This is a genomic window from Streptomyces sp. NPDC031479, from assembly GCF_055581065.1.
Genome location: NZ_JBVIKC010000010.1, coordinates 1 through 25154, shown reverse-complemented (window position 1 = coordinate 25154; position 25154 = coordinate 1). Strand labels below are relative to the sequence as shown.

The window sequence follows — 25154 nt, the reverse complement described above, 5'->3', positions numbered from 1 at the left end:
CGTGGGCGCTCAGACGATGGCGTCTGCGGCGTTCCGACCCGTTCATGTACAAGTGATGCGGCCGACATCGTGATCACTTGGGGGATTTCAGCGCTGTCCCATGACGCGTCACTGGCCGTCGTACAGGACAATCGGATCGCGTTCGCCGCACACGCGGAACGCTATTCCCGGATCAAGAACGATGCCTTGCTGCATCCCCGACTGATCCGAGAAGCCATGAGTTTCGGCGCGCCGGACGAAATCGTCTGGTACGAGCGACCTGTATTGAAGAAACTCCGGCATCTGCGCGCCGGGCAGTGGGGCCACGCGACATCGGCATCCGACCTGCCTCGCAGGTACCTGAGAAGCGCCGGCCTGTCACACAGGACGCCCGTCTCGATCGTGGGGCACCACGAAGCGCACGCCTGGGCGGGGATCGCCACGAGCGCGTTCGACGAGGCGGCCGTCATAGTCGCGGATGCCATCGGAGAGTTCGACTGCTTCACGGTCTTCGGCTACTCCCTGGAATCAGGACTCCGGTTACGCTACCGCCGCCGCTACCCGCATAGTCTCGGGCTGTTGTACAGCGCCTTCACCCGGCGGTGCGGCTTCAAGCCGAACGAGGACGAGTACATCCTCATGGGCATGGCCGCGTACGGACAACCACGCCACGTTGACGAGATCCTCGACACCTGGATCACCCTGGATCCGCCCGGCTATCGGCTGGCCTCGAACGTCCATCGGGGCATCGGAGAATGGTTGCCCGAAGCTCGCCCCGAGGACCTCGCCGCGAGCATCCAGGCGGTCACCGAGAGGGTGCTCGTCGAAGCCGCCGTCTGGGCGCGCAAGGAGGTCGGCGCCCCCAATCTGATCCTCATGGGCGGAGTGGCGCTGAACTGCGTGGCCAACTCGGCGATCGCGCGCGAGGCGGGCTTCTCCCGGCTGTGGATCTTCCCGAATCCCGGGGACGCTGGCTCAAGCGTCGGAGCCGCAGCCGCTCAGCTGCGCAAGCCCCTGCGATGGGAGGGTCCGTACCTGGGGACCCGTATCGAGCGCGACCTCGACATCCCGGCCGTGGTGACCAGCCTGAGCACGGACGGCGTAGCCGCCGTCGCCAACGGCGCCGCCGAGTTCGGGCCAAGGGCCCTGGGCAACCGGTCCCTGCTCGCGGACCCGCGGACGGCGAACATGAAGGACCGTGTCAACAGAGTCAAGGGCCGGGAGAAGTTCAGGCCGTTCGCGCCCGTGATCCGGGAGGAACTGCTGCACGAGTACTTCGACGTACCCGTGCCGGCCACCCCGTACATGCAGTTTACCGCCAGGTGCCGTGAGCCGGAAGCGTTCCCCGCCGTGGTGCACGTGGACGGCACCAGCCGGGTACAGAGCGTCGCCCAGCGCGACCATCCCGTCCTGTACGAGCTGCTTCGGCAGTGGGAGACCGAGACGGGCTGCCCCATGCTCCTCAACACGAGCTTGAACTCCCGTGGAGAACCGCTCGTCAACACCTGGCGCGATGCCGAGGCCTTCGGGGACAAGGAAGGAGTGCGCGTCCATTGAGCCCCGTGATGTCCCGCCCCGTCCGCCTCCTCGTCGCCAACGGGTGCAGCTACACCCGTGGAGCAGAGCTGGAGCGCGCACAGGACGCGTGGCCGGCCCTGGTGGCCGAGGCGCTGGGTGTGCCGTTGGTCAACCTGGGCTGCGACGGGGGCTCGAACCGGCGCGTCGTCCGAACCACCGTCGGTCAACTCGACCACCTCGCCGCAGCACACCAGGTGCCCGTCGAGGAGATGCTCGTGCTCTGCATGTGGACCGGCCTCTCACGTCACGAGTGCTACACACGGCGGCGGGACAAAGGGCACGGCTTCCGGCCGGACCTGCCCGACGAGTTGCGCTGGCACCGCCTGAGCCGATGGCGGATCCAGATCGAGGACCAATTGTCCGAGGCTTACTACCGTCACCTTTGGAGCTCCCAAGGGGCCATGACCAACTTCGCGCTGGACTGGCTCATGCTCGACGGTTACCTGCGCTCCAGAGGTGTGCGGGGCAGATACGTCTTCGCCTGGGACGTTCTGCGCTTTCGGCAGGACGAGCAGAGCCGACGGCTGCTCAGCGGGCTGGACCCGGCGACCGTGTACGGCGGTTCGGTGACGAGCTCACGCGTCTCGTTCTATTCGGACATCCTCGGCCGGTTCCCAACGGGCGAGATGCAGCACCCGCTGGAGGAGGCACACGCGTCCTTCGGCGCCTCGCTCACCCGTTGGCTGCGGGATCACGGCATCGCGGGTGCCGCCCCGGGCGGCGGGTGACACGTGAAGCCGTCGAGGCCCTGGCCACCATCGCCCCATCCCTGTCCGAGGCGATGCGGACGAGGCACCCTTCTGCCGATCGACCGCCAGGGCCTGTTCGGCGTGGCCGACGGCTGCTCATCGGCATCTTGGGTGACGCGAACTGCGAGCCGGTTCACGTCCTCCTTGTGACTGGCCGTCAGCACGACGCCGGTAAATGTAAGTGTGCTACCAAGATCCGACCGAGGAAGAGCGGTCGTTCCAGCCGCAAGGCGTCAGCGAGAACAGCTCCGTATACGGAGTTCCGCAGGATACGACGTGATACCAGAACGGGCGCCCTCGAAGAGGCCGTCGCCGCAGTCCCCGCCGACACGCTGCCGGCCGGCCGCTGCACAGCCTGGCCGCGCACACCATGAGACGGACCATGGACATGGACACCCTGCACAAGGCCAGACAGGCCCGGAACCGGATGGCCCACGAGGGCGCCTCGGTCGGCGCCCTATGGTGCGTGAACCGCGACCGAATCCTTCAGCACGCCGTCAAGCTTCGCGCCGCCGTGACAGATCTCGCACTCGGTTCTTGCCCTCGCGGATCAGGTTGCGGATCGCCGCCGTGCCCACCGGCACCTCGAAGGCGGCCACCCGGCCCCCGCCGGTCCGGAGGATGAGCGTCTGGTTGAGGATGCCGACCAGGGTCTGCGCCAATTGCAGCCGGATCTGCGGCTGTTGCCCGGACGGAAACACGATCGGGTCCCGACTGCACGTCGCCGTCGTCGTGCTGCGAGGGACGCCTGGCCACCGCCGGGGCCGGTGGCGTCCGTGGTGTCGGCGGGCGCGCCGGGAGCCGGGGGCGTGAAGCCGGTGATCGCGGAGACCGACGCCGGTTTCGCGAGCACGGCCGGATAGGTCGTGAACGGCACCGGCTCCGGTGGGATTCCGATCACCGGGCGGAGGTATCCGGTGGCCGGGCTGATGCCGAGATCCGGGCGTGCGGGCCTTCACCTACCGGCTGGAGCGGATCCACCGGTTCACCGGCGCCGACCCGACCGACCAGGCCCACCGCTACACGCTCCGGACCGCTGTCATCGGCGCCCGCCTCCTCGACTGGCCCGCCAACGATCCGTGACCTCGCCGGAGGGGGCCGGCGGAACCGTCCCGATCTCTGCGGCGGCTGGCCCGGGACGTCATGGACTGCCGTTCGGCGGCAGCGGGACGCCGGGCCCCGGACCGGGCTCAGAGTTCGACGAGGGTGATCTCCGTGGCCTTGAGGCCGGCCCAGACGTCGGTGCCGTCGGCAAGGGCGAGCTCGGTGGCGGCCTGGGGGGTGATCTCGGCGATGAGGTCCGGGATCCGGTCGGAGGTGATCAGGATCCGCAGGCGGCTGCCGACGACGGTGATCTCGCGGACCGTGCCGGGCCACACGTTGCGGGGGCTGCCGGTGGGCTTGTCGCGGTGGAGGGACACGGACTCGGGAGCGATGATCGCCAGTGCCCTGGCGCCTTCGGGGAGCGGGTCGGCGGCGACCAGGGTGCCGCCGGTCGCGAGGGTGAGGCCTGCGCGGGTGGCGGTGCAGGGCCAGGCGTTGCGGCCGAGCATGCGGGCCACCCACGGGGAGCGGGGGTGGCGGGTGACTTCGGCGGGCGGAGCGTCCTGGAGGGTGCGGCCGTCGGCGAGGACGAGGACCCGGTCGGCGAGCGAGACGGCCTCGACCGGGTCGTGGGTGACGATGAGGCAGACCCCGCCGAAGCCGGCGAGGTGGCGGCGCAGGGTGTGACGTACGTGGCCGCGGGTGGTCTGGTCGAGGGCGGCCAGCGGTTCGTCGAGGAGCAGCAGGCGGGGACGGGCCGCGAGGGCGCGGGCGAGGGCGACGCGCTGGGCCTGGCCGCCGGAGAGTTCGGCGGGCTTGCGGTGGGCGAGGTGGCCGACGCCGAGCCGGTCGAGCCAGCGGCGGGCCTCCGTGCGGGCCTCGGCCTTCGGCATGCCGTGGGCGCGGAGCCCGTAGGCGGTGTTGGCGAGGGCGTTCAGGTGCGGGAAGAGCGCGCCGTCCTGCGGGACCCAGGCGACGTGCCGCTTGTGCGGGGGCAGGGCGGTCACGTCGAGGTCGCCGAGCCTGAGTTCGGCGTGGGCGCGCGGGGTCAGGCCGAGGAGGGCCCGGAGCAGGGTGGTCTTGCCGGCGCCGTTCTCGCCCACGACGGCGATGGTGGTGCCCGGCTCGGCGTCCAGGGTGAGCTCGTTGAAGCCGGTCACCTCCGCGTGCAGCGGCCAGGGCTCCGTCGTGTGCACGGGCGCCGGCGGTTCGGTGGCGGCCGGGACCGCGGCGGCCGGCTCCGGCTCGGCGGAGCCGGCGCGGGGGCGGCCGACCGAGCCGGTCCAGCGGCCGCGCAGGGCGACCAGGACGCCCATGGCGATCGCCAGCAGGAGCAGGGAGACGGAGGTGGCGGCCTCGGGCGCGTCCTGGAGGAGCAGGTAGACCTGGAGCGGCAGGGTCTGGGTCTCGCCCGGCAGGTTCCCCGCGAAGGTGATCGTGGCACCGAACTCGCCGAGCGCGCGGGCCCACGCGAGGGCCGCTCCGGCGGCGAGCCCGGGGGCGACCATCGGGAGGGTGACGGTGAAGAACACCCGGACGGGGGAGGCGCCGAGGGAGGACGCCGTTTCCTCGTAGGTGGGCTTGAGGCCCGCGAGGGTGCCCTCCAGGCTGATGATGAGGAACGGCATCGCGACGAAGGTCGCGGCGAGGACCGCGCCGGAGGTGTGGAACGGGAAGACGATCCCGAAGGTGTCCTCCAGCCAGGGGCCGAGCAGTCCGCGCCGTCCGAAGCCGAGGAGGAGGGCGACGCCGCCGACGGTCGGCGGCAGCACCATCGGCAGCAGGACCAGGGACCGTACGAGGGTCTTGCCGGGGAACTCCACCCGGGCCAGCAGCCACGCCAGGGGCACGCCCAGGACCAGGGACAGTCCGAGCGCGGCGAAGGAGACGATCAGCGACAGCTTGAGCGCTTCGACCACGCCCGGGCTGGTCAGGTGGGTGCCGAGTTCGCTCCACTGGGTGCGTACCAGGATGCCGATGAGCGGCAGCAGCAGGAACGCGATAGCCAGCAGCGCGGGCAGCGCCAGGGCGATGGAGGGGCGGGTGCCGGATATCCGGCGGCCACGGAGCATGAAGGGCGGTCCTCGGCGGGAGTCGGGGCGGGGCGCGGTGGGCCGCTGGGGGCCACCCGTGGGGGCGGCCCCCGTTCGGCGTGCCGGCCGGGCCGGCTACGGCTTCTGGAAGCCCGCGTCCTGGAGGTACTTCTGGCCCTGGGGACCGGAGAGCCAGGTCACGAAGGCATCGGCCGCGGCGGGGTGCTTCGAGCCCTTGAGGGAGGCGGCCGGGTAGGAGGCGACGGCGTTCTGGTCGTCGGGGATGTCGACGGCGACGACCTTGTCCTCGGCGGTGGCGGCGTCCGTCTTGTAGACCAGGCCGGCGTCGGCCTCGCCGAGCTCGATCTTGGACAGGACGGCGCGCACGCTGGGCTCCTGGGAGACCGGCTTCACGTCGATCTTCCGGGCGTCGAGGATCTGCCGGGAGTAGCGGCCGGCCGGGACCTCGGGTGCGGCGAGCACGACCTTGATCTTCGTGTCGGCGAGGTCCTTCAGGTTGTCGATCTTGCGGGGGTTCCCCTTGCCGGTCGCGATGACCAGACGGTTCTTCGCGATGACCTTCGGGTCGTTCGTGTCGCCCTTCAGCCCGTCCATGGTCTTGGTGTCGGCCGTGACGAGTACGTCGGCGGGCGCGCCCTGCTTGACCTGTGCGGCCAGCTCCTGCGAACCGGCGAAGGAGAAGGTGAGCTTCGTGCCCGGGTGCGTCTTCTCGTACGCGGCGCCCGCGGCCTTGAAGACGTCGGTGAGGGAGGCCGCGGCCAGGACCGTCAGGTCCGCCTTCGGGACCCCCGACTCGGAGCTGCCGGCGCTGGCGGCGGTCGTGGTGTCCTTGCTGTCGTCTCCGGAGCAGGCGGCCAGCACCGGGATCAGGAGCGCACCGGCGAGCAGGCCGGCGGCGGTGCGGCGGGTGCGGCGGGTGGTGAGGATTCGGGGCATGGTCGCTGGTTCTCCTGAGACTGAAGGGGACCGTCAGGTCCCGTCCGTCGATGAGGCGGCGCCCCGAGCGTTCACGGCCCTCCCGGTCGGCGGGAACGTGCCGGCGTCGGCCCGGCGGCGTGCGGTGTCGGGGCTCACGCCGAGCGGACGTGCGGCCTGACCCGCGGTGTGGTGCCGCATGTGCGACACGCTAGGGAGGGAACGTCGGCATCTGCAATGTGACCATGCCTCTGCATATCAGGGCAGATGCGACGGGGCGAGCCGAAAACCCCCGAACGAGGCGCTCGCGGGTTCCGGGGAGGGCGCGGCCAGGGGACGTCCCCTCCGGCGCTCTAGCGCGCGGCGAGCCGCTCCAGCAGGGTGGCGCTCCGGGCCAGCAGCGCCCGCTCGTCATCCGTGAGCTCGGCCTCGATGGCCTGGGCGAGCCAGCCGGCCCTGCGGCCGCGCTCGGCTTCGAGCGCGGTCCGGCCCGCGTCCGACAGCTCGACCAGCGACTTGCGGCCGTCCGTGGGGTGCGCCCGGCGCGTGATCAGGTCCTGCTCCATGAGGAGCCCCACCGCCCGTGCCATCGACTGGGGGCGTACCCGCTGATCGGCGGCGAGGTCACTGGTGGTCATGGCGCCGTTGCGGTCGAGTGCGCCGAGCACGGCGGCCTGGCCCAGCGGGATGCGGTCCTCGTGCTTGACGCGCCGGGTGAGCTTGCCCATCGCGGTGCGCAGTTCTGCGGCGATGGCGGCGGCTTCCGAGGTGGGCATACGGCACTTTACCCCGCTGTGCAGCATTGCTGCGCACCTGACCTGCACAGCCATGCTGTACAGCAATGCTGTTCAGCAAAACTGCACAGCATGGCTGTATGGTTTGGACTTGTCGGGCCCAGCGCCAGCGCTGTCGCAGCCGGGGCCCGGCACATGACAACGGGGAGGAACCACCATGTCCGCACGGGCAGCCGGGAACGTCGACGCCGGCATCGAGACCGTCACCGCACGCCGGATCATCGACAGCCGGGGCAACCCCACGGTCGAGGTCGACGTCGTCCTGACGGACGGGTCCCTGGGGCGCGCGGCCGTCCCCTCCGGCGCCTCCACCGGCGCCCGGGAGGCCGTGGAACTGCGCGACGGAGACTCCGCGCGCTGGCACGGCAAGGGCGTCGACCGCGCGGTCGCCCACGTCAACGGGGAGATCGCGGCGTGCGTGCGCGGCCGGGACGCGGCGGACCAGGCGGGGCTCGACGCCGCGCTGGTCGGCCTCGACGGCACCGCCACGAAGTCGCGGCTCGGCGCCAACGCGGTGCTCGGCGTCTCCCTCGCCACCGCCAAGGCCGCCGCGGCGGCCCACCGCCAGCCGCTCTACCGCTACCTCGGCGGCGCCGACGCCCACCGCCTGCCGCTGCCGATGATGAACATCGTCAACGGCGGGGCGCACGCCGACAATCCGCTGGACTTCCAGGAGTTCATGATCGCTCCCGTGGGCGCGGACACCTTCGCCGAAGCCGTCCGCATGGGCAGCGAGGTCTTCCACACCCTGCGCCGCGACCTGCTGGCCGCCGGGCACTCCACGGGCGTCGGCGACGAGGGCGGCTTCGCGCCCGCGCTGCGTACCGCCGAGGAGGCGCTCGACTTCGTGGTGGCCGCCATCGAGCGCACCGGCTACCGCCCGGGCACGGACATCGGCCTGATCATGGACCCGGCCTCGTCGGAGTTCTTCCGCGACGGGGTGTACGACTACGCCGGCGAGGGGGTGCGCCGCACCCCCTCCCAGAACGCCGACTACCTGGCCAAGCTCATCGACGCCTACCCGATCGTCTCCGTCGAGGACCCGATGGCGGAGAACGACCTGGACGGCTGGCGCGAGCTGACCGCCCGCGTCGGCGACCGCTGCCAGCTCACCGGCGACGACGTGTTCTGCACCGACGAGAGGCTCCTGCGCGAGGGCATCCGCACCGGAGTCGGCAACTCGATCCTCATCAAGGTCAACCAGATCGGAACCCTGACCGAGGCGCTGTCCGCGGTGGCCACGGCCCACCGGGCGGGCTGGACGGCCGTCATGTCGCACCGCTCGGGCGAGACGGAGGACACCACCATCGCGGATCTGGCGGTGGCCACCGGCTGCGGCCAGATCAAGACCGGCTCGCTCTCCCGCTCCGACCGCACGGCGAAGTACAACCAACTGATCCGGATCGAAGAGGAACTGGGCGACTCGGCACGCTACGCGGGCCGCTCCGCACTGCGCCGGGCGTGACCGGCCGGCAGGCGTAGGGACCGCGCGGGCCCCCGGTCACGGTCGGGGGCCCGCTCGCGTACCTGCGGGGGGACACGGGCGGTGGAGCGCCGCACGGGGCGCGTCGCGCCGGTCACCGCCGTGGCGCTCACACCGAGGGGGCGAGCGGTGTGCGGGCCGGTTTACACGCGGCACCCGCGGGGCGTGATCGCCCGGTAATGCGCTCTTCCTACGGTCGTGGCCGTGGGGACCTCCCCACTCCTGCCGCGGCTCACCCGGTTCGCGCGGGGCGAGGACGGTGGCCCTGGGGAAGGAGTCTCGGTGACGACGCCGGATGCGAAGGCGGAGAGCGTACGGACGGTCTGCTCGTACTGCGGAGTCGGCTGCGGCATCCTGCTCGGCATCGGCCGGGACCCCGCCACCGGCCGGCGGACCGCCGAGAAGGCCTCCGGGGACAAGAACCACCCGACGAACTTCGGGCGGCTCTGCACGAAGGGCTCGACCAGCGCCGACATGATGGCCGCCGCCGGGCGGGCCGCCACGGCTCTGGTCCGCGCCGAGCGCGGCGCCGAGCCCGTGGAGGCCGACGTGGACGCGGCGATCACGGCCGTGGCCGGGCGGCTGCGCTCGATCCTCGACGAGCACGGCCCCGACGCGCTGTCCTTCTACGTCTCCGGGCAGATGTCGCTGGAGGCGCAGTACCTGGCGAACAAGCTGGCGAAGGGGTTCGTGGGGACGAACCAGATCGAGTCCAACTCCCGCCTGTGCATGGCCAGCGCCGGCTCCGGCTACAAACTCTCGCTGGGCGCGGACGGACCCCCCGGGTCCTACCGGGACTTCGACCGGGCCGACGCCTTCTTCGTGATCGGCGCGAACATGGCCGACTGCCATCCGATCCTGTTCCTGCGGATGATGGACCGGGTGAAGGCGGCCGGCGCCAAGCTGATCGTCGTCGACCCGCGCCGCAACGCCACCGCGGACAAGGCCGACCTGTTCCTGCAGATCAAGCCGGGAACGGACCTGGCGCTGCTGAACGGGCTGCTGCACCTGCTGGTGGAGGACGGGAACACGGACGAGACGTTCATCGCCGAGTTCACGGACGGCTGGGAGGAGATGCCCGGCTTCCTTGCGGACTACCCGCCGGCGAAGGTCGCCGAGATCACCGGGATACCGGAAGCGGACATCCGGCAGGCCGCGCGGTGGATCGGCGAGGCCGGCGAGTGGATGAGCTGCTGGACCATGGGGCTCAACCAGTCCACGCACGGCACCTGGAACACCAACGCCCTGGTCAACCTCCACCTCGCCACCGGGGCGATCTGCCGCCCCGGTTCCGGCCCCTTCTCGCTGACCGGCCAGCCGAACGCGATGGGCGGCCGCGAGATGGGCTACATGGGCCCGGGGCTGCCCGGCCAGCGCTCCGTCCTCGTGGACGAGGAGCGCGCCTTCGTCGAGGAGCTGTGGGGCATCGCGGCCGGAACGCTGCGCACCGAGGTGGGGCGCGGGACGGTGGAGATGTTCGAGCGGATGGCCGCGGGCGACATCAAGGCGTGCTGGATCATCTGCACCAACCCGGTCGCGTCGGTCGCCAACCGCAAGTCCGTCATCGCCGGCCTGGAGGCCGCCGAACTGGTCATCACGCAGGACGTGTTCGCCGAGACGGAGACGAACGCGTACGCCGACGTGGTGCTGCCCGCCACGCTGTGGGCGGAGTCCGACGGCGTCATGGTCAACTCGGAGCGGAACCTCACCCTCGTCCAGGGCGTCGTCGACCCGCCCGGGCAGGCGCTGCCGGACTGGCAGCTGATCGCCCGCGTCGCCCGCGCGATGGGATTCACCGGAGCCTTCACGTACGCGAGCGCCGAGGAGGTCTTCGACGAGCTCAAGCGGGCCTGGAACCCGAAGACCGGCTGGGACCTGCGCGGGGTCGGCTACCGGCGCCTGCGCGAGACCCCGGTCCAGTGGCCGGCGCCGTCCGAGGACGGCGACGACCGCAACCCGATCCGCTACCTCAACGACGGCGTCAGCCAGACCCTCCTGGAACGCGCGGACGGGACCCGGCCGCGGCTGGCCTTCCCCACGGCCACCGGCCGTGCCCACTTCTTGGGGCGTCCCCACCTGCCCGCCTCCGAACTCCCCGACGACGACTATCCGTTCGTGCTGAACACGGGCCGCCTGCAGCACCAGTGGCACACCCTCACCAAGACCGGCAAGGTGGCCAGGCTCAACAAGCTGAACCCGGGCCCGTTCGTCGAGCTCCATCCCGAGGACGCCGCCGCGATGGGCGCCGAGGAGGGGGACCACGTCGAGGTCGCCTCCCGGCGCGGTCGCGCCGTCCTGCCCGCCGTCGTCACCGACCGCGTGCGCCCGGGGAACTGCTTCGCGCCGTTCCACTGGAACGACCTGTTCGGGGAGTACCTCAGCATCAACGCCGTCACCAACGACGCCGTCGACCCGGTCTCGTTCCAGCCCGAGTTCAAGGCCTGCGCCGTGGCGCTGCGCGTGGTGGCCGCCCGGGAGCCCGAGGAGGCCGTTGCCGTGCCCGCGCCCGCCGCCCCGTCCGCCCCCTCCATCCCGTCCGTCGCGGCCGTCCCGTCCGTCGCGGCGCAGCAGTCGCAGGCCGGAGGCGTGGCCACGGCCGTGTCCGCCCTCGCCGCCCTCTTCGGCCTCACCGACCTCACCGGACCGGCGCTGGAGGAGCCGGAGCGCACCTACCTCTCCGGATACCTGTCGGGCGTCACGCTGGCACCGCCCGGCGGCGTCCCGGTACTGCCCGCGACCGCGCCCTTCGCCCCCGCGACGGCGCGGTGGGTGGACGGCGTGCTGGCCGGTATGTTCTCCCGCACGGCCACGGACACGGCCACCACGCCCACCGCCCCCGCCTCCCCCGACCGGGCCGGCACCGCTTCCCCCGAAGTCGTCACGACCCGCAGGCTCATCGTGCTGTGGGCCTCGCAGACCGGTAACGCCGAGGAGTTCGCCGCCACCGCGGCCGCCCGTCTCACCGGGACCGGCCATGCCCCGGCCCTGCTCTCCATGGCCGACCTCACCCCCGCGCAGCTCACCGCCGACAGTGACCTGCTGATCGTCACCAGCACCTTCGGCGACGGCGACAGTCCTGACAACGGCGCCGGCTTCTGGCAGGCGCTCGCCGCCCCCGATGCCGCCCGGCTGGACGGCCTGCGCTACGCCGTGCTGGCGTTCGGCGACTCCGGCTACGACGACTTCTGCGGCCACGGGCGCCGCCTGGACGAACGCCTCGCGGAACTCGGTGCCACCCGCCTGCACCCCCGCACCGACTGCGAACCCGACTACGACGAAGCCACCGGGCAGTGGCTCGACCGGATCACCGCCGCCCTCGCCCCATCGGCCGGCCGACAGCCCGCGACGGCATCCGCCACCTCCGCCGGGGTCGTCACCACAGGTGCGGCGGCGCCCGGCAGCTACTCCAAGGCCTCTCCGTTCGCGACCCTGCTGATCGGGAACCGGCTGCTCAGCCTGCCCGGATCACAAAAGGAGGTGCGGCAGTTCGCCTTCGACACCCGCGACGGCGAGCTCGCCTACGAGCCCGGTGACGCCCTCGGCGTATGGCCGGCCAACGGCTCGGTCCTCGTGGCCGAATGGCTCGCCCTCACCGGCCTCGACCCCGACGAGGACATCGCCTTCCCCGACGGGGCGCACCTGCCCCTCCGCGAGGCACTGCGGACCCGCTTCGACATCGCCCGCATCACCCCGGAACTCCTCAGGTTCGTCGCCACCCGTACCGGAGACCGGGACCTCCAGCGGCTGCTGCGCCCCGACAACAAGGGCGAGTTGGCCAAATGGAGCTGGGGACGGCAGGCCGCCGACGTCATCGGCGCCTTCCCCGTCCGGGCCTCCACCGCCGAGTGGACCGGCGTCCTCAAGCGGCTCCAGCCCCGGCTGTACTCCATCTCCTCCAGCCCGCTCGCGCACCCGGGCGAGGTCCGGCTGACGGTGTCCGTCGTCCGCTACACCAACGACACGGGCCGCGACCGCTCGGGCGTCTGCTCCACCTATCTGGCGGACTGCGCCGACGACGGCCCCGTACAGGTGTTCGTCCAGCGGTCGCCGCACTTCCGCCCGCCCGCCGGATCCGCCACACCCATGATCATGGTCGGTCCGGGTACCGGCGTGGCACCGTTCATCGGATTCCTGGAAGACCGCCTGGCGAAGGGACACACCGGCCCCAACTGGCTGTTCTTCGGCGAGCAGCGCGAGGCCACCGACTTCTACCACCGTGAGACGCTGGCGGCCTTCCGCTCCTCCGGCCACCTCGACCGGCTCGACGTCGCCTTCTCGCGCGATCAGCGCAACAAGATCTACGTGCAGGACCGGATGCGCGAGCACGGCCCTCGTCTGTGGCGGTGGCTGCGGGACGGCGCGCACTTCTACGTCTGCGGCGACGCCGGCCGTATGGCCAAGGACGTGGACCGGGCCCTGCACGAGATCATCGCGGCGCACGGCGGCATGGACGAGGAATCGGCTGCCGCGTACGTCCGGCAGCTCGCCGGCGACAAGCGCTACGTCCGTGACGTCTACTGACCGGCCCCCGCCCCCGCCGCGCGACCCACGCCCCGCGACCGGACCGCCTTCGACGCGTCGGGACGTACGTCGGTGATCCGGTTCGAGGACCTCACCCCCGGGTCCCGCCCCGCAGCCGTTCGGCGAACGCGCGCGCGGCGGCCAGGTCCTCGGCGTCCGGCCGCTGTTTGTTGATGCCGCCGACGAGCTTGAAGGGCGTCCACGTGTCGAACGCCCGGCAGGAGAAGCTCCCGTCCACCTCGAAGCCCTTGCCTTCGAGGAGCCGGACCAGGGGGCGGGTGAAGGGCGCGAACGGCATCTCGGGGAGCCCGCTGGTGGCGAACACGAACGCCCGGCCCCGCCCGGCGGGAAGCGCCTTGACGAAGTCGGTCAGACGGGGGTGGAGACTGCCGAGGAAGACGCCCGAGCCGAATCCCACGAGGTCGGCCCCGGCCAGCTCCGCCGGGCCGGCCTCCTCGGGGGAGACGACCTTCGCGCCCAGTACCGGGGCCATGGTGTCGGCGACACGACGCGTATTGCCGTGTGACACGGAGGCGCACACGATGACTGTCTTCATTCTGACTGTCCCTTCTCCGGCTTCTGCAGTGGGGACAAGGCAGTGGGGCCGGACGTGACACCCCTGCGATGTGACGGCGGCCACACCATCACGGGGTCGGAGCCCGCCGGCCGGGCAGCCGCCCGCCGGTAAAGGATGTCGTCCGGGGTAGGCGGGAGGAGGATGGGGCCGACGGGCGAGTGGGGAGCGGATCGTCGGGTCCGAGACCTGCCGCAGCGGGCGAAGGAGGTCCGGTCATGGTCACGCCCGAGGCGTTGCGGGCCGGGCCCGGCCCCGTGGGAGTGGTTCCCTCCGAGGCCGGAGGCCTGCTGGACGTACTGAGCGTGGCCGCGGTGGTCCTGGACGCCCAGGGGCGGATCACCCTGTGGAGCCCCCAGGCACAGGACCTCTTCGGCTGGTCCGCCGAGGACGCGCTGGGCAGCCACGCGGCCGAGCTGCTGGTCGCCGACGAGTACGTCGACCTGGTGCTGGAGCTGTTCGCCAAGGTCATGTCGGGTGGCGGCGCCTGGGCGGGCGTCTTCCCCGTGCGGCACAAGGACGGTTCCTCGCGGCTGGTGGAGTTCCGCAACATGCGGCTGCAGGACGAACACGGCGGCGTGTACGCGCTGGGTATCGCCTGCGACGAGACCGTCCTGCGGGGCGTGGAGCGCGACCTGGCGCTGTCCGTGCCGCTGGTGGCGCAGTCCCCGCTCGGGCTGGCGGTGCTGGACACGGGCCTGCGGTACGTCCTGGTCAACCCGACGCTGGAGCGGATCAACGGCCTGCCCTCCGAGGAGCTCCTGGGCCGTACGCCGCACGAGGCCCTGCCGTTCCTGGACACCGACACGATCGAAGCCTCCATGCGTCAGGTCCTGGACACCGGCGCACCGCTGCTGGACCAGTACGGCACCGGGCGCACACCCGCGGACCCGGACCATGAGCATGCCTGGTCGGGCTCGTACTACCGGCTGGAGGACCCGGGCGGGCGTGTGATCGGCGTCGCCCTGGTGGTCGTGGACGTCACCGACAGCTACCGGGCGGCCAGGGAGGCCACCGAGGCCCGCAGGCGCCTCGGCCTCATCGCCCGGGCGTCGGTGACCGTCGGCACCACCCTGGACCTGGAGCGCACGGCCCGCGAGCTCGCCGACCTCGTCGTGGCCGACCTGGCCGACCTCGCCTCGGTCGACGTCCTCGACTCCGTCCTGGAGGGCGGCGTGGCGACGGCGCCCGGCCCCCGGACGGGGCAGGCGCTCTTCATGGCCCTCGCGGTGGCGACGTCCTACGGGACGGACGCCGTCCGGGCCACGGACCCGGTGGGCGAGCGCACCACGTACCCGGCCGAGCGCCTGGTCACCCGCTGCGTGAGCACCGGACGTCCCGTCCTGGTGTCGCACGTCACCGGTGCGGACCTGGCACACATCGCGCGCGACGGGGCCGCCGCGGAGCTCCTCGGCCGGGAGGGCGCGCACTCCTACCTGGCCGTACCGCTGACCGCCCGCGGCCAGGTCCTCGGCGCCCTGGGCCTCCTGCGCACCCGCAATCCGCTCCCCTTCGACCAGGACGACGTCACCCTGGCCGGCGAGCTGGCCACCCGCGCCGCCATCGCCATCGACAACGCCCGCTGGTACCAGCACGCCACCGACACCGCCCTGACCCTGCAGCGGCACCTCCTGCCCCACCCCCCGCCGCGGGCGGCCGGTCTCCAGATCGCCTACCGCTACCAGCCCGCGGTGGCGGCGAGCGGGATAGGCGGCGACTGGTTCGACGCGATCCGTCAGCCCCGGGACAAGACCGCGCTCGTGGTCGGCGACGTGATGGGACACGGTGTCCACGCCGCCGCCACCATGGGCCAACTGCGCACGGCCACCCGCACCCTTGCGGACCTCTGTCTCGACCCGGCACGGGTCCTGCGCCACCTCGACCACATCACCGCCGAACTGGACGGGACCATGGCGACCTGCGTCTACGCCACCTGGGACCCGCACCGCTCGCGCTGCCGCGTCGCCCTCGCAGGCCACCCGCCCCCGGTCGTCGTCAGGTCGGGGCAGGCCCCCGCGCTGGCCGACCTTCCGGCCGGAGTGCCGCTCGGCACGGGCGGCCTCGGCGACGCCGGGTTCACGTCCACCGTCCTCGACCTGCTGCCCGGCGACCGGCTGGTCCTCTACACCGACGGTCTCGTCGAAACCCGTGACGACGCCCTGGACGACCGCCTCGACCTGCTCCTGCGCCTCCTCGCCGATCCGGACCTCCCCCCGGAGGCGACCTGCGACCGGCTCCTGGCCGCCCTGCGTCACCGTGACGCGGCCGACGACGCCGCCCTCGTCATCGCGCGGGTACTCCCCCATCCGCCCGCCCCCGGGGCGCACCCGCGCTGAACGGCGCCCGGGGGCGGGCGGGCCGGCCCCGCACTCCGTCGGGCGGTGGGTCCGCTACGGCACCGGCTGCTGCTGGGTGACGCAGTGGATGCCGCCGCCGCCGGTGCCGAGACGGTCGATGTCGAGCCGTTCGACGACGCGGCCCGGGAACAGGCGCGTCAGCGTGGCCCGCGCCGCCGCGTCGGCCCGGGTGTCGCCGAACTGGCCGCTGATGACGGCGCCGTTGCACACGTAGTAGTTGGCGTAGGAGGCGAGGAAGTCCCGGTTGGTGGAGCGGATCAGGTCGTAGTCGGGGCCCTGGAGCTTCTCGGCGGTCATGCGGGCGCCACCCGCGGTCGTCGCGCCGGACAGGACCTGGAACTGCCGGCGCGCGTCCTCGGCGTAGACGTCGTTGTCCGAGGCCAACGGCATCTGGACGAGGGCCTTCCCGGGCGCGAGGAAGCGCGAGGTGGCGTCGACGTGGTCGTCCGTGATGTCCTGGCCGGTCACGCCGTCGAACCAGATCACCTTGGAGGCGCCGTAGGCGGCGCACAGAGCGGCTTCGATCTGCGCCTGTGACGTGTCGGGGTTGCGGTTGCGGTTCACCAGGCTGCTGCGGGTCGCCATCAGGGTGCCGGCGCCGTCCTGTTCGACCGCGCCGCCCTCCCCCACCAGGCCGGCGGCGGTGAACGGGACGCCGGCGTAGGAGGCGATCCGCCCGGCGACCAGGGCGTCCTTGGAGTGGGTCTGCTTGTTGCCCCAGCCGTTGAAGTTCAGGCCGACCGCGTCCAGTCCGCCGGCGCCGTCGGTACGGAAGACCGGGCCGCTGTCGCGCATCCAGCAGTCGTCCACGGGGATGGTGGTGACGACGGTGACCGTCGGGCCGCACAGCCGGCGGGCCCTGGCGGCGCTGCCGGAGTTGGCGCACAGGTAGACCGGCTCGTACTTGGCGATGGTGCGGGCGATGAGCGCGATGTCCGACTGGACCCCGCTGAGGCTGCCGCCCCAGATGGAGGTGCTGTCCGGCCAGGCCATCCAGGTACGGGTGTGGCGGACGTCCTCGATCGGCACGCTGAACGCCCCCGCCGCCGCGCGGGCGGGTCGGGGGGCCGCCGAGGCGCGCCCCTCGGCCGCGGTCAGCGCGGTGGCCCCGGCGGCCGCGGCGGTGAGACCGGCGGCGGCGAGGAACCTGCGCCGGTCCATGCCGCGGGCGGGCGGACGGAATGCGTGATCGCTCATGGAGGTCTCCTTGGGGGGATGCCAACTCCCCCGCCTGGCAGCGGGGTTGACTCGAAAAGTAAAACTGGCCAAGCGCTCGGTCAATAGTTTGGACGAGGTCGTTCCGGAGGATCGGGAAAAGCCCCAGGTCGCGGCCTGGAGCCTCGTTAGAGTGACGCCATGGCACCTTCCGCACAGGGCTCTCCGGCCCCGACCACGCCCCCCGCCCGCGCGGGACGACCCCGGGCCTCCGCGAAGGGCGAGCAGACCAGGGCACGGCTGATCGCCGCCGCACGGACCCTCCTCGCCGGAGGCATGAGCGAACGCTTCACCACCCGCAACGTGGCGGCGCTGTGCGGCGTCTCGCACGGGATGTGCCACTACCACTTCCAGGACCGGACCGATCTCGTCCTGGCGGTCATCGCGGACATCCGCCCGGAGTGGATCCACCCCCTGGAGGCGGCCGTCTCCGGGGAAGGGTCGTTCGCGCAGCGCTCCGAACGGGTGCTGGAGCTGCTGTCCCGGCCCGAGGGCGCGGAACTCTCCCACCTCCATTCGGCGTTGCACTGGCACGCCCTCAACGACGCGCGGGTCCGGGAGTCCCTCGAAGCCGAGTACTCCCGCTGGCGGGGCTGTTTCGTCACGCTGTTCGGGGTGTTGGCCGACGAGCGGGGCGGGGGCGTCGACCCCCGCCCGCTGGGCGAGGCGGTGGCGGCGGCCGTGGACGGCCTGGCCGCCGCGGAGTCACTGGGCTCCGCGGTGGATCCCGGCCCGGTGCTGCGCGCGCTGATCCGTACGATCGCCGCCGGCGTGCGTCCCGGCGGCTGACCCGGCCGGGAGCGGGGCCCGGCCGGGACGGGACCCGCTCCTCCCGGGTGACCGGCGCCCCCTACAGCGCCCGCCGGGCCGCGGCGATGGCCTGCGGATCCCACCCCGGCCGGGGTACGGACTCCAGGAGCAGCCGGGTGTACGGGTGGCCCGGCGCCGAGAGCACCTCCTCGGTGCTCCCCTGTTCGACCACGGCGCCGTGCCGCATCACGAGGATCTCGTCGGTGACGCACCGGACGACCCCGAGGTCGTGGGTGATGAAGAGGAAGCCGATCCCGGTCTGTTCGCGGATGTCGGCCAGCAGGTTGAGGATCTGCGCCTGGACGGAGACGTCGAGCGCGGCGACCGCCTCGTCCAGGATGAGCACCGCAGGTTCGACGGCGAGGGCCCGGGCGATGGCGACGCGCTGGCGCTGGCCGCCGGAGAGGTTGCGCGGGAGCGCGTCGGCGGCCCGGGAGCCCAGGCCCACCTGGTCGAGCAGTTCCCGTACCCGCGGGGTGTGATCGCGGCCGGGGAAGTGCAGGCCCAGGGTTTCGCGCAGGACCGCCTCGACGCCGGTGCGCGGATCCAGGGAGAGGTACGGGTCCTGGAAGACCATCTGGATCTCACGGGCGCGGGCCAGCCGCGCCGCCCGGCCGCGCGGCTGCCCGCCCCGTGGCCGCCCCCGGACCAGGATCTCGCCCTCGTCGGCGCGCTCCAGGCCGACGACGATCCGGGCGGTGGTCGTCTTGCCGGAGCCGGACTCGCCGACGATGCCCAGCGATCCCCCCTGGGGGAGGGTGAAGGACACGTCGTCCACGGCGTGGACGGCTCCGAAGGAACGGCGCAGTCCCGTGACCTCCAGTACGTTCTCAGGCATCGACGACGCTCCCTTCGAGCTGGTCGCTGTGGTGGCAGGCGGCGCTGTGGTCCGGCCGGCCGGGGGCCGGGGACGGCAGCGGAGCCCGCTCGTCGCAGACCTCCGTGGCGAGGGGGCAGCGGGCGGCGAACGCGCAGCCCTTCAACGGCTCGCGCAGGTCGGGCGGTTGGCCGTCGATGGCGGCGAGCCGGCCCCGGGGCCCTTCCATCCTGGGGGTGGAGGCGAGGAGGGCTGCCGTGTAGGGGTGTCTGGGGCGGGCGAAGAGGACGTCGGCCGGCCCGCTCTCGGCGATCCGTCCCGCGTACATGACGTAGACGCGGTCGCCGATGGCGGCGGCGAGGTCCAGGTCGTGGGTGACGAACAGCAGTCCGGTGCCGAAGCGTTCGCGGAGCGTGGCCAGGACGGCTATGACCTCGGCCTGGCTGGTGACGTCCAGCGCCGTCGTGGGTTCGTCGGCCATCAGGAGCACGGGGTCGCCCATCAGGGCCGCCGCGATGACGACGCGCTGGAGCATGCCGCCGGAGACCTGACCGGGGTACTTGCGCAGGACGGACCCGTCCAGCCCGACGGCGCCCAGGAGTTCGACCGCCCGGGCCGTGGCCTGCGCAGCGCTCATGGCCCCGGCGAGGGTGACGCCCTCGGTCAGGAAGTCACCGATGCGGCGCAGCGGGTTGACGGCGGCGCGCGGGTCCTGGAAGACCATGGCCACCGTGCCGGCGCGCGCCTGTCGCAGTCGGGCGGCGTCCATGGTGAGGACGTCCTCTCCCGCCACCCGCACCTCGCCCTCCACGACCGCGCCCGGCGGCAGCAGGCGCAGCGCGCTGCGGGAGGTGATGCTCTTGCCCGAGCCGGATTCGCCCACGAGGGCCACGGTCTCCCCGGCGCCGACGGTGAGGTCGACCCCGTCGAGGACGGGGCGGGCGGTGCCGGGCAGGGTGACCTTCAGGCCCCGGACGTCGAGCGTGGGCGTCGGCCTCATCGGCCCCTCCTGGAGACACGGTCGGCCCACCGCTCGCCCACCACGTTGAAGGCGACGACGGTCAGCACGATGAAGGCACAGGGCAGCACCGCGGAAAGCGGGTAGCCGGCTTGGATGGCGGTCTGCCCGTCGAAGACCATGCGGCCCCAGTCGGGGGTGAGGGCGGGGACGCCGAGTCCGAGGAACGACAGGCCCGCGAGGTCCATCAGGGCGTAGCCGAAGTTGATGGTGGACTGGGCGAGGACGACGGGGGCGATGTTGGGCAGGATGTGGCGCAGGCAGATCTGCGGGGCGGAGTGGCCCTGGACCCGGTACGCGCTGACGTACGGGCGGGCGCGCTCGGCCAGGACCAGCGAACGGGTCAGCCGGCTCACGTAGGGCGTGTAGGCCACGGCGAGTGCGATGACCGGGGCGAGCAGGCCCTCGCCGTATACCGAGATGATCAGGATGGCCAGCAGCATGCCGGGGAAGGCGAAGACCAGTTCCGTGCCGCGGGACAGGACGGAGTCGAGCCAGCCTCCCCGCCAGGCGGCGGTCATGCCGATGGCGATGCCGGCGACGGTGGAGAAGACGACGACGCCCAGCGGACCGAGGAGGGAGGTGCGGGCGCCGAGCAACAGCCGGGAGAGGGTGTCACGGCCGGCGGCGTCCATGCCGAGCGGGTGCGCGGCGGAGGGTCCGGCGAGGGCGTTGCCCAGGTCGACGGCGTTGGGGTCGTGGGGCACCACCCAGGGCGCGAGTACGGCGGCGACGGCGACCAGGGCGGCGAGGCCGAGGCAGACGAGGTGGAGCGGGGAACCGGTGGCACGGATCCGGGACAGGCCCGGTCGGCGCGTCAGGACGGCGGTCATGCGGCGGCCTCCCGGGCTCCGAGGGCGACCCGGGGGTCGACCAGGGGCAGCAGCAGGTCCACGATCAGGTTCACGACCATGAAGAGGGCGACGACGATCAGGGAGATCGCCTGGACGGTCGGGAAGTCCTTGGTGGTGGTGGACAGTTCGAGGAGCTGGCCGATCCCGCCGATGCTGAAGGCGGTCTCGACCAGGATGGTGCACACCAGCAGGGTCGAGACGATCAGTCCGCCGGTGGTCAGGACCGTGCCGAGGGAGTTGCGGAACACGTGCCTGCGGATGACCTGGCGTTCGGGGACCCCCCGGCTGCGGGCCACGGTGACGTGGTCGCTGTCGAGGGCTTCGAGCATCGCCGAGCGGGTGACCCGGGCGAGCATGCCGATGAGGTAGAGGGCCAGGGCGATCGCGGGGAGCGTGAGGTGGCGGAGCATGTCGCCGAGGCCGTCGCCGCCGCCGCTGCTGGGGAACCAGCCGAGGCGGACGGAGAACAGGCCCTGGAGCAGCACCGCCGCGACGAAGGACGGGGTGCCGACGGCGAACGTGGTGGTGACGAGGATGGCGGAGTCGGTCGTCCCGCCCCGGACGGCGGCGGTCCGGCCCAGCAGCAGGCCGGCCGCGACGACCACGACGAGGGCCATGGCGATCAGGAACAGCGTCACGGGGAGCCGGTCGGCCAGGAGGCGCGAGACGTCGGTGCGGTAGGTGATCGAGCGCCCGAAGTCGCCCTGCAGCATGTCGCCGAGCCAGCGGAAGTAGCGTACGAGGAAGGGGTCGTCCAGGTGGTACTGGGCGTTGATGGAGGCGAGGGCCTCCGGTGAGGCCGACCGGCCGGCGAGCAGGAAGCTCGCCGGGCTGCCCGGCGCCAGGTACATGGCCCCGAAGACCACGAACGAGGCGACGAGGAGGGTGGCGGCCATCTCCGCCACCCGGCGTACGGCGAAGCGGACGAAGTTCACTGTGCGGCCCCCACGCCGGCGGCCCACGGCTGGTACATGTACGAGATCGTCGTGGGCGCTCCGGTGATGCGCTTGCCCTGGAACATCGCGGTCGGCCATTCGGCGACCGGGATCCACAGCAGCTGCTCGGCCGCGTGCTTCTGCAGCTCGGCCTCGACGGCCGTCCGCTCCTCGACGGGGTAGGTGCCGGCGGCCTGCTCGACGAGCCGGTCGTACTCGGGGTCGCTGTAGCCGGCGAAGTTCATGTAGGCGCCGGTCTTGAAGTTCGACAGCAGGTCGAGGGGGTCGGTGATCGAGTCGTAGTAGGTGAGCGGGAACATGTCGATGCCCTCGCGCGCCCCGGGGTCGGTGAACAGTGCGCTGAAGGCGTTGGGCGCGATGGTCCTGAGGCGGACGTCGAGGCCGATCCGGCTGCCCGCCGCCTGGACCGCGGTGGCGAGGAGGGAGACGTCCTGGCCTATGGAGCTGGTGGCCATGGTCAGTGTCCTGCCGGTGGCTCCGGCCTCCTTGACCAGGGCCTTGGCCCGCTCGATGTCCTGGCCGGTCGGCGGCAGTCCGTCGAAGGCGGTCTTCCGCGTGGACTCGGGGGCCGCGGCCCAGGCGGCCCGGGTGGTGAGGGAGCCGGTGACCGTGCCGGCGCCGGCGAGTCCGGCCTTGACGAATCCGGTGCGGTCCAGTGCCAGGGACAGCGCCCGGCGTACGCGGACGTCCCCGAGGGGGCCGTTCATGTTGGTGATGTTGACGTTGACGGTGCTGAGGCCCTCGCCGAACCAGAGGGTGCCGGCGCCGCTGGCGCGCAGCCGGGCGTAGCTCTCGGTGGGGATCAGGTAGCCGCCGTCGACCTCGCCGCTGAGCATCGCGTTGGTGCGGGCGGAGGGGTCGGTGAGGATGCGGAAGACGGCCTTCTTCGCCTTGGCCTTCGTGCCCCAGTAGCCGTCGAAGCGGTCGAGTTCGATCGACTGGCCCTTGTTCCAGGTGCCGAGCTGGAAGGGGCCGGTGCAGGCGAGTCCGCCGGTGGTGCCGTAGTCCTTGCCCGCCGCCTCGACGCCGGCCTTGGAGGCGACCACTCCGGCGGCCGAGGCCATGTACTGGGGGAACTGGGAGTCGGGCTTCTTGAGGGTGACGGTGACCTGGAGCGGGCCGGTCTTGGTGATCGCGGAGACGTTCTGGAAGACCTGGGCCCAGGCGGCCGCGTTGTCGGGGTCGATCTGACGGCCGAGGCTGAACACCACGTCGTCGGCGGTCATCTCCTTGCCGTCGTGGAAGCGCACGCCGGGGCGCAGGTCGTACACCCAGGTGGTGGGGTCGGGGTTGGACGCCTTCTCGGCGAGACCCGGTTCGGTGGTGAGGGCCGGGGTCCAGCGCATCAGGCTCTCGCACACGTTGGACAGGATGGTGTTCTGCGGGTAGTCGAAGGCCACCGTGTAGTCGAGCGTGGGCGGCTCCGCGTACACGGCCCAGCTGAACGAGTCGATCTCGCCCCGGGCCGGCGGGGTGGACGCGGAGAGGTGGGCGTCCGTGACGGCGCCCCCGCCCTTGGGCGGCCCCGCACAGGCCGCGAGCAGGGCGAGGGAGGCCAGGACGGCGGTCGCGGCGGGGAGGGCCGCCGGGCGGCGTGAGGGCAGACGGTACGGGCGTCTGCTCGCGCGGGGTGGGGAGGTCGTCATCGTCACGCTCTCTGGTCCGTGAGGGGGGCGGGGGGAGGAGCGGGCGGACCGCCGGGGCGGTCCGCCGGGAGCGTTCGGCGCCTGGTCAGGAAGCGGTGTCCGGGCGTCGGGGGGCGGGGATCTGCTGGGTGATGCAGTGCACCCCGCCGCCGCCGAACGCGATGGCGAGCGCCCGTACCCCGACGACCTTGCGGCCGGGGTACGCGGAGGCGATGACCGCGAGGGCGTCCTCGTCCTGGTGCAGCCCGGCCACGGGGACGACCACTCCGCCGTTGGCGACGTAGTAGTTCAGGTAGGAGACCTCGATCTCGCCGTCGGCGAGGTCGGCGAACGCCGTCTGGGGCACGTCGACGATCTCCAGTCGGCGGCCGTGGGCGTCGGTGGAGGCTTCCAGCACCGCGCGGTTGGCACGCATCCGGGCGTAGTCGGGGTGGGTGGGGTCGGACGGCAGGGAGACGACGACCGTGCCGGGCGCGGCGAAGGCGCAGACGCCGTCCACGTGGCCGTCCGTCTCGGTGTCGAGCAGGCCGCCGTACGGCAGCCAGATGACCTTGGTGACCCCGAGCCTGGCCTTCAGTTCGGCCTCGATCCCGTCGCGGGTCATACCGGGGTTGCGGTTGGGGTGCAGCAGGCACTGCTCGGTGGTGATCAGCGTGCCCTCTCCGTCCACGGTGATCGCTCCGCCTTCGAGGATCATGTCGGAGGTGTGGCGGTCGGCCCCGACGTGCTCCAGCAGCAGGGCGCTGATCCGGTCGTCGGCGTCGAACGGGTGGTGCTTGCCGCCCCAGGCGTTGAAGCGGAAGTCCACGCCGGCGCGGTTGCCGTCGCCGTCGAGTACGAAGAGCGGGGCGGAGTCGCGGAACCAGGAATCGTCGATCGGCAGCTCGATGACGGTGACGGCGGCGTCGTCCCCGCAGTGGGCGCGGGCGTCCTCGCCGTGGCCGGGCGGGGCGACCATCGTGACGGGCTCGAAGGCGGCGATGGCGCGGGCGACGTTGGCGTACTCCTCCTTCACGTCGTCCAGCACGCTTCCCCACAGGTCCTCGCGGACGGGCCAGGCCATCAGGCAGCCCTCGTGCTCGGACCACTCGGCCGGCATGCGGTATCCAGACATCAGGTGTCTCATTTCTTTCGTTGACGGAGTCTTCCACTCGACTGAAAATTCAGTCAAGCGCGAGGAGGGGCGAAGGTGCCGACCGAGGGCGGCGAGGCGGAGGCTCCGCGGGCCCTCAGAGGAAGTAGAGGCGGTTGAGGGAGACCCGCTCGGCCGGTTCCGAGCGCAGGGGCTCCCCGTCGAGGGTGACGAGACCGGTGCGGGGGTCCACGTGCACGTCCCCGAGGCGGGCGTTGCCGACCATGTCCCGCGGGCCGATGCCGCGGGTGCCGCGGACGGCGACCCGGCGGCGCCGGGTGGCCAGGGCGTCGTGCGGGGCGCCGGAGGAGCCGGACTCGGCCGCCGCCCGGCTGACGAAGGCCACCGAGAGGTCCGCCGGCGCGGCGCCGTGGGCTCCGAACAGCGGGCCGAGGACGAGCGGTTCGCAGGTGTCGGTGGCGGCGTTGGGGTCGCCGGTGACTCCGTAGGCGGGGAAGCCGGACTTGAGGACCAGCTGGGGCTTGGCGCCGAAGAAGGCCGGCCGCCACAGGACGATGTCGGCGAGCTTGCCGACCTCGATGGAGCCGATCTCGTGGGCCAGGCCGTGGGCGATGGCCGGGTTGATCGTGAGCTTGGCCATGTAGCGCAGCACGCGGGCGTTGTCGTCGCCCTCGCCGTCGCCGTCCAGCGGGCCGAG

Annotated in this window: 19 protein-coding genes and 2 pseudogenes; 7 read left to right on the top strand and 14 right to left on the bottom strand. The window is 72.4% G+C overall.

Annotation, left to right across the window (positions count from 1 at the left end; all coding sequences use genetic code 11):
- Positions 1–69 precede the first annotated feature (69 nt).
- Together ACZ5D2_RS13775 and ACZ5D2_RS13770 are read left to right on the top strand one after the other, a co-directional pair.
- Entirely contained in the window at positions 70–1536 is a 1467-nt protein-coding gene (locus ACZ5D2_RS13775) for a carbamoyltransferase C-terminal domain-containing protein (protein WP_371679943.1), read from the top strand.
- Between the two features lie 5 nt (positions 1537–1541).
- On the top strand, positions 1542–2285 hold the full coding sequence (locus ACZ5D2_RS13770) for a DUF6071 family protein (protein WP_371681361.1): 744 nt from the start codon (positions 1542–1544) through the stop codon (positions 2283–2285).
- 518 nt (positions 2286–2803) lie between these two features.
- Here ACZ5D2_RS13770 and ACZ5D2_RS13765 read toward each other — a convergent pair.
- Positions 2804–3007: a hypothetical protein gene (locus tag ACZ5D2_RS13765; RefSeq protein ID WP_371679942.1), complete on the bottom strand. Its 204-nt coding sequence runs from the start codon at positions 3005–3007 to the stop codon at positions 2804–2806.
- Between the two features lie 244 nt (positions 3008–3251).
- On the opposite strand from ACZ5D2_RS13765, the pseudogene ACZ5D2_RS13760 reads away from it, so the two are divergent.
- Positions 3252–3389: pseudogene (locus ACZ5D2_RS13760) on the top strand (PucR family transcriptional regulator); the annotation flags it as partial.
- 107 nt (positions 3390–3496) lie between these two features.
- On the opposite strand, the gene ACZ5D2_RS13755 reads toward ACZ5D2_RS13760, so the two are convergent.
- The 4 genes and pseudogenes from ACZ5D2_RS13755 to ACZ5D2_RS13740 all read right to left on the bottom strand — a co-directional run bounded on the left by ACZ5D2_RS13755 (position 3497) and on the right by ACZ5D2_RS13740 (position 7095).
- Positions 3497–5422, bottom strand: coding sequence for an ABC transporter permease (locus ACZ5D2_RS13755; RefSeq protein ID WP_371679941.1), 1926 nt, complete (start codon positions 5420–5422; stop codon positions 3497–3499).
- A 96-nt stretch (positions 5423–5518) separates the two neighbouring features.
- Positions 5519–6340 carry a molybdate ABC transporter substrate-binding protein gene (modA, locus tag ACZ5D2_RS13750; protein WP_468929095.1) on the bottom strand — a complete coding sequence of 274 codons (822 nt, stop codon included), beginning with the start codon at positions 6338–6340 and terminating at the stop codon, positions 5519–5521.
- A gap of 34 nt (positions 6341–6374) precedes the next feature.
- Positions 6375–6529, bottom strand: a pseudogene (locus tag ACZ5D2_RS13745) (MerR family transcriptional regulator); the annotation flags it as partial.
- Positions 6530–6672: 143 nt separating this feature from the next.
- Positions 6673–7095, bottom strand: coding sequence for a MarR family winged helix-turn-helix transcriptional regulator (locus ACZ5D2_RS13740; protein WP_371679939.1), 423 nt, complete (start codon positions 7093–7095; stop codon positions 6673–6675).
- A gap of 175 nt (positions 7096–7270) precedes the next feature.
- On the opposite strand from ACZ5D2_RS13740, the gene eno reads away from it, so the two are divergent.
- Both eno and ACZ5D2_RS13730 read left to right on the top strand, forming a co-directional pair.
- Entirely contained in the window at positions 7271–8578 is a 1308-nt protein-coding gene (gene eno / locus ACZ5D2_RS13735) for a phosphopyruvate hydratase (protein ID WP_371679938.1), read from the top strand.
- 300 nt (positions 8579–8878) lie between these two features.
- Positions 8879–13117 (top strand): molybdopterin-dependent oxidoreductase, encoded by a 4239-nt coding sequence (locus ACZ5D2_RS13730; RefSeq protein WP_371679937.1) that lies wholly within the window; start codon positions 8879–8881, stop codon positions 13115–13117.
- A gap of 91 nt (positions 13118–13208) precedes the next feature.
- Here ACZ5D2_RS13730 and ACZ5D2_RS13725 read toward each other — a convergent pair whose 3' ends face one another.
- Complete coding sequence (locus ACZ5D2_RS13725; protein ID WP_371679936.1) at positions 13209–13673, bottom strand: flavodoxin family protein; 465 nt, start codon at positions 13671–13673, stop codon at positions 13209–13211.
- Positions 13674–13909: 236 nt separating this feature from the next.
- Between ACZ5D2_RS13725 and ACZ5D2_RS13720 the strand changes: the two genes are divergently transcribed.
- Positions 13910–16027: a SpoIIE family protein phosphatase gene (locus ACZ5D2_RS13720; protein ID WP_371679935.1), complete on the top strand. Its 2118-nt coding sequence runs from the start codon at positions 13910–13912 to the stop codon at positions 16025–16027.
- Positions 16028–16081: 54 nt separating this feature from the next.
- On the opposite strand, the gene ACZ5D2_RS13715 is transcribed toward ACZ5D2_RS13720, so the two are convergent.
- Positions 16082–17245 carry an agmatine deiminase family protein gene (locus ACZ5D2_RS13715; RefSeq protein WP_371679934.1) on the bottom strand — a complete coding sequence of 388 codons (1164 nt, stop codon included), beginning with the start codon at positions 17243–17245 and terminating at the stop codon, positions 16082–16084.
- A gap of 159 nt (positions 17246–17404) precedes the next feature.
- Between ACZ5D2_RS13715 and ACZ5D2_RS13710 the strand changes: the two genes are divergently transcribed.
- The gene (locus ACZ5D2_RS13710) at positions 17405–18052 is read left to right on the top strand and encodes a TetR/AcrR family transcriptional regulator (protein WP_371679933.1); all 648 of its coding nucleotides are present in this window, start codon (positions 17405–17407) and stop codon (positions 18050–18052) included.
- 61 nt (positions 18053–18113) lie between these two features.
- Here the strand turns inward: ACZ5D2_RS13710 and ACZ5D2_RS13705 are convergent, their stop codons facing one another.
- The 7 genes from ACZ5D2_RS13705 to ACZ5D2_RS13675 all read right to left on the bottom strand — a co-directional run.
- Entirely contained in the window at positions 18114–18911 is a 798-nt protein-coding gene (locus ACZ5D2_RS13705; RefSeq protein ID WP_371679932.1) for an ABC transporter ATP-binding protein, read from the bottom strand.
- The gene (locus tag ACZ5D2_RS13700; RefSeq protein ID WP_371679930.1) at positions 18904–19890 is read right to left on the bottom strand and encodes an ABC transporter ATP-binding protein; all 987 of its coding nucleotides are present in this window, start codon (positions 19888–19890) and stop codon (positions 18904–18906) included. The genes ACZ5D2_RS13705 and ACZ5D2_RS13700 overlap by 8 nt, the downstream gene beginning before the upstream one ends.
- Positions 19887–20741: an ABC transporter permease gene (locus ACZ5D2_RS13695; protein WP_371679928.1), complete on the bottom strand. Its 855-nt coding sequence runs from the start codon at positions 20739–20741 to the stop codon at positions 19887–19889. Before ACZ5D2_RS13695 ends, ACZ5D2_RS13700 begins: the two co-directional genes overlap by 4 nt.
- Positions 20738–21697, bottom strand: a complete 960-nt coding sequence (locus tag ACZ5D2_RS13690; RefSeq protein ID WP_371679927.1) for an ABC transporter permease — start codon at positions 21695–21697, stop codon at positions 20738–20740. Before ACZ5D2_RS13690 ends, ACZ5D2_RS13695 begins: the two co-directional genes overlap by 4 nt.
- Positions 21694–23364, bottom strand: coding sequence for an ABC transporter substrate-binding protein (locus ACZ5D2_RS13685; RefSeq protein WP_371679926.1), 1671 nt, complete (start codon positions 23362–23364; stop codon positions 21694–21696). Before ACZ5D2_RS13685 ends, ACZ5D2_RS13690 begins: the two co-directional genes overlap by 4 nt.
- Positions 23365–23449: 85 nt before the next feature.
- Positions 23450–24478: an agmatine deiminase family protein gene (locus tag ACZ5D2_RS13680; protein ID WP_371679925.1), complete on the bottom strand. Its 1029-nt coding sequence runs from the start codon at positions 24476–24478 to the stop codon at positions 23450–23452.
- A gap of 115 nt (positions 24479–24593) precedes the next feature.
- On the bottom strand, positions 24594–25154 hold a 561-nt coding region (locus ACZ5D2_RS13675; protein ID WP_468929090.1), incomplete at its 5' end, for an amidohydrolase family protein.